Genomic DNA, 11314 nt, shown 5'->3' on the forward strand with positions numbered 1-11314 from the left:
AAAACCCAATTGAGCTTTCATTTAACATGGGCTCTGTAACAGTGAAAAACACAGGAAATTACCCAGTTGACTCAATGGTTTTTGTGACAGGAGTTCCTGGTGCATCCCCGTTCATGCAAAAAACTATGGGCGCAAAAATCGGAACTTTAAATCCAGGAGAAGAAAAGACAGCAGAGATAACTGCATTCAAGGAAGAATACAACACCCTTAAAGAAGATGTGATTTCTAAGGGATTCACAGAAAAAGAGGCAGATGCATTCACAAAATTATGGGCTGGGCAGTTCTTCAATGGTGGCTCAATGAGGGCAAATTCGCAGCTGATATATGCAATTCCTGAAGCGCAGTACAACAAGATTCTCCCATTAACAACAAGCAAAGCACCCTCTGATGTTGAGCGCCTTATGTATGTCTGCCTTGATGCTACAAGCAGATTTTCTGAAGAGTATAAATCAATAGGCTGGGACGATGTAAAAATGTACCAGAGCATCCTTCCTGAAGAAGCAAGAAAGCTGCTTCTAAGCCAAAACTGGAATCTTGAAGCAGACCCGGAATACAATCCTGATGCTGCTCACTGCGAAGCCTGCGGGTGGGCGTGCGCATACTCGGCAATTCCGCTCCAATGGAGAATAAGTGAGGAAGGGAATGAGCTTGAGATAAAAATAAAGAATGTTCCGTGCGTGGGAATCCTTCCTGAGTTCAATTACAAAGGAAAAATATACCAGCCATCCATATCAGAACCATCAGGAAGCAACTGAAGAAAATTAAATTTTTATTTTTCATTATTGATGCTGTAGGAGAACTTGTATGAAATCTCATTTCCAATGATTTCTGAATTCATGACATAATTGGAAACAAGAAGGGATATGGCATCTTCGTGCCCTGCGCCCACAACTGCAAGGATTTTTTTTTCAGGATTGCTTTTCATGAACCTTGCGATTTTCTTCGCCATGAAGATATTCCTGTCCTCAATAAGGCTCTTGTAGATTCCTGGATAGCGCTCCCTGAGTTTTGAGATGAGCGTTTCAATTGTCTTCTTGTCAGGCACTTTTGATATGTCAAATTCAATAATGTCTTTCCTGAAAATGAGCCCCATGAAAAAATCAGAGAATAAGTTCCACCTCTCCCTGAGAGTTAAGGCATTTGAGAAATTTGAGAGGGTAAGCTCAATATCCTGGTCTATAAGCATTACAGGAATATTGTTTCTTGAAGCGTCCTCTGCAGCGGTTTTCATGTCTGAACCGGGCTCAACCCCAACTCTCTCGCCGAGCTTTCTCTGAAGGAAGCTTCCTACAACAGTAAAAAGGAAGCCCTTTATCCCAACCTTTCTTATGCTAGGCCTTGAAAGGCGCTTATCGCCTTTCTCGGGATTCATGAGAGAATAAAACCTATTATGGTCAAGCTCAAGAGCGACAACATTCGGCTTCCAATTCAGAATTGCATTTCTTATCCGAACAACGCTCTCCTCAGCAATATGTGATGTCCCGATAATCATAAGATTTTCAGAATGCCATTGCTGCGGATTTTTATTTGAAATGCCCTTTTCCGCAATTTTTTTCCTGCTTTTACCTGCTTTTTCCTTATTAACTCCTTTCCCGCTCATAATTACCCTTTGGCTGATGAAATTATAAACTTTTCCATGGCTTTATTCTCCTATTTAAACACAAAATTTAAATATTAGGAATAACAGTTTTAGAATTACATCTTATTAAGAGAGAAATTATTACGGAGGGGATAGAATGCTCAAGATGAAGAGGATAAGCGAAGTATACGGAATGAGGGTCTTTACTGATTCTGGCGAGTATTTCGGGGATGTTGAGGAATCTGTCCTGACTGCATCAAAAATCTACGGATGGAGAGTCAGGGCAGGAAGGGAATCATTCCTTGGAAAGATACTCGGCGGAGGGGCAAAAGGCGTTGTTGTTCCTCACAGTTATGTTGAAAGCATAGGCGACATAATGATAATAAGAAAGCTTGCAATCCCAAGCTCTGCACCTGAAGAGGGCATGGAAGAGGAGTAAGCTTTTTTCAATTATTTTTTAATTATTTTACTTTATTCTGTTTTTTTCCACAAGATTTTTATAGGGTTTTCAGATTATTCAGCATTATGGAATTTAAGATACTTAACAGCAAGGAAACGCGGGAAATTATTAAAATGATTTCTGAGCAGTGGGGCTGCAATCTTAAAGACACTCCTGAATACGACGGCTGGGGATTTATAGAGAACAATGAGGAGAGAATTTTTCTTGTAACAAGGGACATTGGGCGGATTGAGTTCTCAAGGCTACGGGCAAACTCTGCAGGGCTTTATTTCGGGGAGCTGAAAAATGGCATGCTCCGCCTGAGCATTGAGGGCTCGCAGATAGTCGGAAAGCTCGCAAAGAAGAACCTATTTGAAATGAATTACGAGCAGTGCGGGAAATGGATGAAGGGCGAGGATATTGAGGCAGCAGGGCATGATGAGATTTCAAATGACAATTCAGGGTTCCTGATAATGAAATACCAGAATAATTTTCTCGGCTCAGGAAGGTACAAGGAAGGGAGAATAATAAACTTTGTCCCGAAGACGAGAAGGTTAAAGGAGCTTTGCTAATTTCCTACTGATTTTATCTTCTCAATTACGTTCTGATAATCATTGTAATTCATGCTCTCAACAAGCTTTTCAAGAGTAATAGGAGAGATGGAAAGCGCAGTTATCCTTTTCTCTGCCTGCCTTTTTGTGAGCCCAAAAAGTTTACCAAAAATCTCCCTCAATGCGTTTTTCAGCTTCTTGTCCCTCTGAAGGTAAAAGCTTCTCACCAAAAAATTCTCAAGGCGCTCATTTCCTGACAGAGCATCAGAAGGGGAATCCTGCTCCTTTCTTATGATTGAGACAACTACTGTCCTTGCCCTTGGAATAGGGTAAAATGACTCTCGCTCAATCTCAAACTCAACTTTGATGTCAAGGAATGCGTCGGAAAAAAGCCCGAGCTTTGTCTTCTTGGAAAGAACTGAATCCACAAATTTCTTTGGAAGCAGGAGAACTGCCCCCGAATAATCAAGAGTGAAAAGCTTGTTCAGCAGGGGCTCGCATATTGCAAACGGGGTGCTTGAGAAAATCTTTGTAAAGGGAATGGCGTCAAGAAGCGCAATTGCATCAGCGTTCATAGGCTCAATGTAAGATGATTTTCCAATCTCGTTTTTCAGGACAGAAAATGCCTTTTTGTCAATCTCAACTGCATATATCCTTTTGCATTTGGGAATCTCTTTTGTAATTGTCCCGATTCCTGCGCCTATCTCAAAGATAACATCATCCTTCTCAACCTCAAGAATGCCGGTTATTCTCCTTATCAGCTTCCTGTCGTAGATGAAGTGCTGGTCAAGGCTTGGATTGGGATGAAAGGCATGCGCTACCAAACCCCGTTCAATTCCTCTCTTGTCAGATTCTTCATCCTCAAGAATTTCTTTTGCATTTCTCATTTTTCCTCAGCAAGCTCTATCTCAATCATGAATTCTGGATTTTTCAGCTTTTTAACAAAAGCCCTTCCGATATCCTTTGCAGCCTTGTCTGCATCATTTCCAAGAGTTCTTTCAGAGAGAAAAAAACCTTTCCTTATTACAATCTCCTCCTGTGAAGAGAAATCCGGGTTTGGCTTGCAGGATATTTCTTCAAGAAATCCGTTTCCGCTTATCTTGATTATCATTCTCTTTTCTTTTGGAATTTTTTTAAGAAACTTCCTTATCTCAGAAAGCGAAAAGTCAGAGCGCACTGCAAGGATGCAGTCGCCCCTTTTCGTGAGATTCCCGTGCTTTGTGAATTCAATTGTATTCCTGTGAAGGGAAAGGACATTCCAATGCCCGTAAGCGTGAAATACTACTGAATCTGCCATTTTTACCAGCCATAACTCTAATAAATAAAAAAAAGAATCTTACAAAATATCCTCAATCGGCTTTTTCGGCTTCTTGTGCTCTGGCTGCTCAGCCCCGGATTCCTCCTTTGTCAGGTCAATTCCCAGCTCCTGAAGCGCTTTTATGTGCATCTGCATAAGCTGCTCAACTATTGAGAGAGTCCTTGAGAATTCCTGCCTTTCCTTTGCAAGAGTTGCAAGTGAGCCCTTGTGGAATCCAATCTGCTCATCCCTGCTCATCTGAACTTTCTTTTCGCCTGGTTTTTCTTCCTTTGCTCCTGCCATTTTTGCACCTCGAAACAATAAATTCCTGATTTCACAGATATTTAATTGTATTGGTTTATTATGATTAAACTCCCCACAGGGGATTTTCCTTTCTCATAATCATCATTATTTCCCGCATTGCATCAATCTCATCGCTTTTCAGGAACTGCTTCATTTCCTTAAGCTTCCTGAATTCATTTTCTGTGAGGACTGAATATAAGAAATCCCCCCCGTTAATCTGCCTTCCGACAGTTACCTTTTCAAGGCTTACTGCAACCTGCTTTCCCTTTTCAGCAGAGTGAATGCTCTCCTTCTCTGCCTGGATTGCTTTTATCCTTGTTATGCTTTTGCCTTCTTTCATAAGGGGCGTTCCAACATGTATCATCCCAAGAATTACATCAACACCTACAACAGCCGGGTTGTTCTTCCTGAAGATGAACTGGGGCATTATCTGGATTTTGCATGGGCGGACAACTGAGCTCATTGCCTTTTCCTGAATTTCATGCTCCCTTCCCTTTCTCCACTCCTCAAAATTGTCAATTAAGCTGTAGATTATCTCTGAAGAGAGTATCTTAACCTGCGAATCCTTTATGATTTCCTTTGCCTCAGGGTCAAGGGGAACATTGAAGGAAAGTATAACTGCATTAAGAGGATTTGACTCAATGCTTGACTGCGCCTCAGTTATGTCCTTCTTGCTTATTGCGCCAACAGTTGCGCGCCTTATTGAGATTCCCTTGCTTTTCAAAATGGAAATCATTGCCTCAAGGGAGCCAAGGCTTTCTGCTTTTACAATTATTCCCTGGCATTCCATCTCAATCACAACCTCGCTTACCTCTGACTGGACAGCCTCTTTTGTTTCCTCAAGGTTCTTTTCAGAGCAGGACATAAGGGGCATTCCTGAAATAACCCCTTCTGTGTCAGAAGCCATAATCCTAACAGCTGCTGCTGCAAAAACCTTCTCAACAGGCACAAGCGCATATCTCTTGTCTTTCCTGTGGGGAATCACCTGCTCAGACAGCCCCCTTACCTTTGAAACAATAGGCTTTTCCAGCCCCGCTATTACAATTGTGTCATTCTTGCTGAGCATCCCATCATAAATTATGACATCGAGCATATTCCCTATTCCCGGCTCTTCCTTAACCTCAAGAATTGAGCCCTTTGCAAAGCCAAATGAGCTGCACTTTAAGGATTCTGAAAGGTAGCGCTGGGCAAGCCCTATGACAAGAGAGAGCATCTCAGGAATCCCTTCATGGGTGGTTGCAGAGACAGGAACTATTGAAATCTGCTTTGTGAAGTTCTCAACCCTGTCAAACCTCTCTGACTCAAAGCCGAGCTTGTAAAGCTGCTCCACAAACTGGTAGATTCTCTCATCAAGGATTCTCTGAACTTCGGGATTCTGATTTAAGATGTTTTTCAGGAGCATTTCTGAATTTGAAGCCCAGCCTGGAATCAAGTCAATCTTGTTTGCTGCAATTATGAACGGGGTTTTATTTGCTTTCAGAATCTCAACTGCCTCAATTGTCTGGGGCATGAACCCCTCATTAATGTCAACAACGACAACTGCAAAATCAGCAAGAGAGCCGCCCCTCTTTCTCAAGCTGCTGAATGCAGCATGCCCTGGAGTGTCTATGAAAAGAAGCCCTGGAACAGAAAACTCAACCTTGCCTAATGATATCAGGCGGCCGCACATGGCTTTTATCTTATCAATGGGAACCATGTAGGCGCCAATGCTCTGGGTTATCCTTCCCGGCTCTGACTGAACAATAGAGCTTCCCCTTATCGCATCAAGAAGGGAGGATTTTCCATGGTCAACGTGCCCCTCAAAGACGCAGATGGGGCTCCTTATGTGACATTCCCCATCCTTACCCATTTCCTTGGTTTCTTTTGTTTCTTCGGGCATGGCAAATGGGATAAAAGCCTTATTTTTAAATGTTTATGAAAAAACTGATTAGACAGATAAAGAAGACGTTTATGTTCAAAGAGAAGCGAAGAAAGTTCGAAAACCGGCGCTAAATCCAGTTGTCGCCGTAATTTCAGTCTTAAGTTGATATTTCAGCTATTCAAGTATATATTCTTCTGATTTTACTTTTTCTTTTTTAATATCAAACCAACTATTCCAACGATAAACCCTACAAAAGCAACAAACAGCCAAAGAATCTGATTTGAGCCAGAACCAAAAAAGTATTTAAACAGCCGGTTTTGTCTTTAGTGAAATGATTGTAAAGATTCTCGGGATGATTGACTTGTTTGCGGTTATTGCGATGGTCCTCTCTGAATCATTGCCTTCCCGATTTCTCATAATTGCTGCTGTTGTCCTTGCGGTAAAAGGGCTTTTGTTTCTTCTTATGGGAAACAGAGTAAGCATAGCTGATGTTGCTGCCGGAGCTTACATCTGGCAGGTTGGGATACATCATGCTTTCTCGGCAAATGCGTTCCTCTCATTTTTATCATGGCTTATTGGAATCTATCTTTTCCAGAAAGCCTTCTTCAGCCTGGGGGCAAGATGATAAAGGCGTATGTAATCTCAGGATATCTTGGAAGCGGGAAAACCGAGCTTGCAAAGGCGATTATCCGGGAGAATCCAAAGAAAGATATTGTGATAATCGAGAATGAGATTTCAGAGTTTGGAGTTGATGGAAAGCTCCTTCCTGAAAATGTCAGGATTATTGAGATAAATGATGGGAGCATCGGAAGCGTAAACCTGGAAAACTTCAGAGAGGCAGTCTCAAGGTGCCTTTCTGAGATGAACCCGCAGATGATAGTTATTGAGGAGTCAGGCGCAGCAGAGCTCTCTCCTGCTCTTTCAGTGCTGGGTGAGTTTGAATCGCTTGAGATAATACCGATTGCGGTCATTGATGCAGAAAGATTTTCTAAAGCAAAGAAGCTCAGCAGCCACACAATTGACCAGATTGGAAACGCATCTCTTGTGATACTCAACAAGGCTGACCTTGTAAGAAAAGAAGATCTTGAAAGACAGCTCTCAAACATCAGAAAGCTTAACTGCAATGTCATTTCTGCTGTAATGTGCAGTGTTGAAAAAGGGATTATTGATTCAACAGAAAGAATAGACCGCTCATCTCTTGAAAAAACAGGAAAGGGAAAATCATACTTATTGTGGAAAATAAAGAACAACCTTGGGATAAGAGGAAATCCTGAATCTCACAGCGGGATAAGCGCATACGTATACTATGGAAACGGAATTGTCTCTGAAGAGATGCTGAAAAAAGCACTAACACTGACAGGCGCTGAAAGGGCAAAGGGATTTATAAAAACAGAAAATGGATTCAGGAGCTTCAGCTATGTCCCAAATTCATACTCATCGCAAGAGTCAGCGGATTCAGGGATGAACAAGATTGTTGTAATAGGGGAAAAGGCATTTGCAAGAAGAGACGCGATAAAACATATGCTCTCACCAGCAATAACCAAGGATTTCAATGACAGGCTCTCTGATTTGGCCTGGTTTTTTTCGCACCAGGAAAATGTAAGCCAACGGCTATCATTCTAAATTGCGCAAAGACAGAGTCTTGCGCAAGAATCTTTTTTTGCGCCATAAAGCAAAACCTTTAAATATTTGTTATTGTTTAGTAGTTACATTAAGGTGGAATTATGTTTTTAGCTGACAGCGCAAAGAAAACCTGGAACTTCCTTGTTGATGTAATAGACAATGAGGAAGAGGAGAATGTGCTTCTGTTCTTTATGGACAGCAATGAAAACCCGCTTATACCTGGGAACGATGCTGAATTCGTTGCAGTAAGCGCTATATTCGGGACAGTCCTGATTGCCTTAAAGCTGCTTTTCAAGTCAACAATGAGCATATTCACAACAATATTTGTTGCAATCCTGCTTGCCGCTTTATCCTACCTTGGAATTCTGTATTTCAGATGGGTAAACAAGATGGCTGAAGAGCATAAGATAGCTGGAATCGCCCTTTCAATACTATTAATATTCGTAATTGTGCTGATTATATCATAAAAATCCGCTGAGAGCGTTTGATCGGACACTCTCTGATACGCGGATTTTTAGGATGCAACGAACGCAAAGCGTTCGTGCACACAAAATCATAGATTTTGTTGTGCCAAAAACGGCGCTGTATCTCCAAACTAAAGTACCAAAAATTCGCCAAGCGAATTTTGGAACAAGAAATTCCAAAGGAATTTCTTTGTATTGAGTTTTAGCGCCGTTTTTTAGCATAAGAGAAATGTTTAATTCTAATTCCAATCTTTTAATGCAACTTCAGGAACTTCAAGAAATTCATTGTATAAGCGGCTTTTATGCTTTTCAACAGACATATAATTCAAACATATTACAGATTTTATAAAAAGTATCGAAAGCCCAAAACCCTATTGAATTGCAGCCGACGAATTTATTTTTTATTCGCAACAATAGTTATTGAACTTAACGTTTTTTTAATCTTTTATCTTTAGCCTGCTTCTCTACAATTGTAAATAGTTTATCCAATACTTCCTGAGGAATGTCAAGATTCATTTTTGTTTTAAGCTCTTCTAAGAAACAGCCCAAGTCAAAAGCAGCCCGGTATTTTCCTAACTCTATCTGCTTTTTTGCTTCATCAATTATTATATCCCAGTTAATTTTAGTGGAATTGATAATTTTCCTGGCATCATCTTTGTCTTTCAGCCGGTCAGTTGCGCATTTCATAAGTATAATGTCGTGAGGATTTGCGATTTTTATGATTAGATTATCTTCAAACTGATGAATTTGCTCTGCTCTTTTTCTCATATTGACTGAAAAGATAAAATCTATCACTTCTACGACAAACAAATCAAAGCGTTCATCATCAAGATTAAACATTTCAGGCGCATTTCTTTTTTCGCCATAAACTTTTATGGCGGGCATCTCCAAATAGCCAATAGATTTTACTGCCTCTTTGAAGACCGCCCGGTCTTTTTCATTCTCAAATACGAGATCGATGTCTAAAGTCGCATCTTTAAATCCTAAAAACATCATTGCTGTTCCGCCTATGGCATAAACGGTTATCTTTCTGGCAAGCCTTCTGGCGACGTTTAACAATAATTTCTGCTGCTGGTCTATAGTTATCATTTGTATTCGTCCAAATCTTTCTTATTAAATGGGAGATAGATTTTCCAACTTTTCTCAATTTCCATAAAATCTTTTGATTTTAGTCCCGGAACAACATATTCAAATTTATATCCTTCTTTCGGCAATGCACTGCCTCTAAATTTATCAGCCATTCTTCTTACTTTCATAATCTTGCGGGCAAGATCATACAATGCCCCAACTTGCCGTTCAATATGGTTTTCTTTAGCAAGATTATATAACTCAACCCAATTACTGATTTTTTTGAATAACGCTAATGATGCAAGAATAGCCCTGAGGCTTTTGGTTTTAACAGCATAAATTAAGGTTTCTTCCAGACTGGGCTCTTTGCCATAAATTCTATGAATTACAGAAGTAGAAATCTTTATGGGAGAATACTGATTAATAATTTCATCGTAACTTTTGCCGCCCAGCTTATTATCTAAAGAAATATTGTAGACCCGCCGATTATTGCTCTGCCTCCTGGTTTTAACATAGCCCTCTTTTCTAAGGCGGTGGATATAGTAAACCGCCATTTTTTTATCTGCTTCAAGTATATCCATTACCGACTCTATTGTCTGAATTCCCGCCAGCTTTTGCAGAAGTTCGCTTTTTTCCATAGTTTAATTTAGGTATAACTATTATATAAATGTTCCTATTTTTATTAATAGTTTGTTTAATCTAGACTGCCAAATCAGATAATCTATTGCAACGCAGACAAAAATCATTTATAGTTATGCGATTTAACGAAGACGTTTAAGTTCTGATAGAAACAGGGAAAAGTATAGCCAGAGGCATACTGTTGTCGAATCAAAAGAGCAACGGCAATACTTAAAGGACATTAGTCAAGGGGCACACTCAAAAAAATTTCAGACATCCCCATTCTCATCTGTCTTTATCAGGTAGGCATCTTCTCCAGTTCCATAGGACAATATATCAGATGCTATGTCATGAGTCTGTATGTTTCCGGCATTTATGATATACCCGCCATCAGTGGTCTGCTGAACTGAGTTTCTTTCGGATAACCCGCTAATACCCTCGAATGTCTTTTCCCAGACTTTGTTTCCGTCTGCATCTGTCTTAATAAGGTATGTCGCGCCCAAGTCTTCGAAGGAAGCAGTAAATCCGGAAATGATGTATCCTCCATCAGATGTCTGTTCTACAGAGTATCCGATGTCAGTCAGGTCTCCGCCGAACTCCTTTTCCCAGATTTCATTTCCATTGGCGTCAGTTTTTATCAAATAAACATCTGACTCTGTCTCCCATTGAGCTCCGCCCCACACAGTCTGCCCAACAATGATATACCCACCATCTGAAGTCTGCTGGACTGAGCTCCCCTTTTCAGTCCTGCCTTTTTTCCCAAATGCTTTTTCCCACATCTTGTTTCCATTTTTGTCAATCTTCAGCAAATAAACATCTTCCACGCCATTTCCACTCAATGAAGCTGTAACACCGGCAACAATGAATCCGCCATCTGAAGTCTCTTGTCCTGAAAATGCCATGTCTATATGCATTCCTCCAAAGACTTTCTTCCAAACAACGTTCCCATTTGCATCAGTCTTGATTAAATAGACATCTTCTGGCGCTGGTTGCCCTAGTTCCTTTGCACAATAAGGGCATACGCCGTAGGAACTCGTTGTTCCGACAATGAAAAATCCCCCGTCCAAAGTCTGCTGAACGTCATAACCTATTTCTTGATAATATTCTCCATCAAAAGTTTTGTTCCACTGCATATTCCCGTTCGCATCTGTTTTTATAAGGTATACTTCAGCTCCTGTACCATAGTCAACCTGCCTATTGTCGGTAGGTGAAGTCCTGTTATGCAGTCTGCCGGAAGCATACACTCCTGTAATAATGTATCCTCCATCAAAGGTCTGCTGGACAGAGTGCCCCACAAATCCTCCATGCAACCATACAGATGAACTATTCTGATTCAGGGTACATATGATATTGTCAATATTGGAACAGGCAGACATAGACATGCCGGGTGCTCCAAATGATTTATTCCAAACTTCATTTCCGTTAGCATCCGTTTTCACAAGGTAGACAACCCCGTGTTCTATGATTATCGTATCGTTCCAGCCAGACGGATATAGCGCACCATAACCTAT

14 protein-coding genes are annotated in these 11314 nt (G+C 40.7%); 6 read left to right on the top strand and 8 right to left on the bottom strand.

Annotation, left to right across the window (positions count from 1 at the left end; all coding sequences use genetic code 11):
• Nucleotides 1-755 (top strand): hypothetical protein (locus NTV63_05505; protein ID MCX6710372.1); only part of this gene is annotated, 755 nt, incomplete at its 5' end.
• 14 nt (nt 756-769) lie between these two features.
• Here the strand turns inward: NTV63_05505 and NTV63_05510 are convergent.
• On the bottom strand, nt 770-1600 hold the full coding sequence (locus NTV63_05510) for a TraB/GumN family protein (GenBank protein ID MCX6710373.1): 831 nt from the start codon (nt 1598-1600) through the stop codon (nt 770-772).
• Nucleotides 1601-1736: 136 nt separating this feature from the next.
• On the opposite strand from NTV63_05510, the gene NTV63_05515 reads away from it, so the two are divergent.
• Together NTV63_05515 and NTV63_05520 are read left to right on the top strand one after the other, a co-directional pair.
• Nucleotides 1737-2018, top strand: a complete 282-nt coding sequence (locus NTV63_05515; protein ID MCX6710374.1) for a PRC-barrel domain-containing protein — start codon at nt 1737-1739, stop codon at nt 2016-2018.
• 86 nt (nt 2019-2104) lie between these two features.
• Nucleotides 2105-2590, top strand: coding sequence for a hypothetical protein (locus NTV63_05520; GenBank protein MCX6710375.1), 486 nt, complete (start codon nt 2105-2107; stop codon nt 2588-2590).
• On the opposite strand, the gene NTV63_05525 is transcribed toward NTV63_05520, so the two are convergent.
• The 4 genes from NTV63_05525 to infB form a co-directional block, all read right to left on the bottom strand.
• On the bottom strand, nt 2587-3456 hold the full coding sequence (locus NTV63_05525; protein ID MCX6710376.1) for a hypothetical protein: 870 nt from the start codon (nt 3454-3456) through the stop codon (nt 2587-2589). The genes NTV63_05520 and NTV63_05525 overlap by 4 nt on opposite strands.
• Nucleotides 3453-3866: a DUF371 domain-containing protein gene (locus NTV63_05530; protein MCX6710377.1), complete on the bottom strand. Its 414-nt coding sequence runs from the start codon at nt 3864-3866 to the stop codon at nt 3453-3455. Before NTV63_05530 ends, NTV63_05525 begins: the two co-directional genes overlap by 4 nt.
• Nucleotides 3867-3905: 39 nt before the next feature.
• Nucleotides 3906-4169: a hypothetical protein gene (locus tag NTV63_05535; protein MCX6710378.1), complete on the bottom strand. Its 264-nt coding sequence runs from the start codon at nt 4167-4169 to the stop codon at nt 3906-3908.
• Nucleotides 4170-4233: 64 nt separating this feature from the next.
• Nucleotides 4234-6048 (bottom strand): translation initiation factor IF-2, encoded by a 1815-nt coding sequence (gene infB / locus NTV63_05540; protein ID MCX6710379.1) that lies wholly within the window; start codon nt 6046-6048, stop codon nt 4234-4236.
• A gap of 313 nt (nt 6049-6361) precedes the next feature.
• Between infB and NTV63_05545 the strand changes: the two genes are divergently transcribed.
• The 3 genes from NTV63_05545 to NTV63_05555 all read left to right on the top strand — a co-directional run bounded on the left by NTV63_05545 (nt 6362) and on the right by NTV63_05555 (nt 8120).
• The gene (locus NTV63_05545) at nt 6362-6655 is read left to right on the top strand and encodes a hypothetical protein (protein MCX6710380.1); all 294 of its coding nucleotides are present in this window, start codon (nt 6362-6364) and stop codon (nt 6653-6655) included.
• Complete coding sequence (locus NTV63_05550; protein MCX6710381.1) at nt 6652-7653, top strand: hypothetical protein; 1002 nt, start codon at nt 6652-6654, stop codon at nt 7651-7653. The genes NTV63_05545 and NTV63_05550 overlap by 4 nt, the downstream gene beginning before the upstream one ends.
• A 101-nt stretch (nt 7654-7754) precedes the next feature.
• Nucleotides 7755-8120: a hypothetical protein gene (locus NTV63_05555; protein MCX6710382.1), complete on the top strand. Its 366-nt coding sequence runs from the start codon at nt 7755-7757 to the stop codon at nt 8118-8120.
• 423 nt (nt 8121-8543) lie between these two features.
• On the opposite strand, the gene NTV63_05560 is transcribed toward NTV63_05555, so the two are convergent.
• The 3 genes from NTV63_05560 to NTV63_05570 all read right to left on the bottom strand — a co-directional run bounded on the left by NTV63_05560 (nt 8544) and on the right by NTV63_05570 (nt 11242).
• Entirely contained in the window at nt 8544-9206 is a 663-nt protein-coding gene (locus NTV63_05560; GenBank protein MCX6710383.1) for a hypothetical protein, read from the bottom strand.
• Complete coding sequence (locus NTV63_05565) at nt 9203-9823, bottom strand: hypothetical protein (protein ID MCX6710384.1); 621 nt, start codon at nt 9821-9823, stop codon at nt 9203-9205. Before NTV63_05565 ends, NTV63_05560 begins: the two co-directional genes overlap by 4 nt.
• 249 nt (nt 9824-10072) lie before the next feature.
• Nucleotides 10073-11242, bottom strand: coding sequence for a hypothetical protein (locus NTV63_05570; protein MCX6710385.1), 1170 nt, complete (start codon nt 11240-11242; stop codon nt 10073-10075).
• Nucleotides 11243-11314: the final 72 nt, after the last annotated feature.

Source organism: Candidatus Woesearchaeota archaeon (genome assembly GCA_026394965.1).
Lineage (GTDB): Archaea > Nanobdellota > Nanobdellia > Woesearchaeales > 0-14-0-80-44-23 > JAPLZQ01.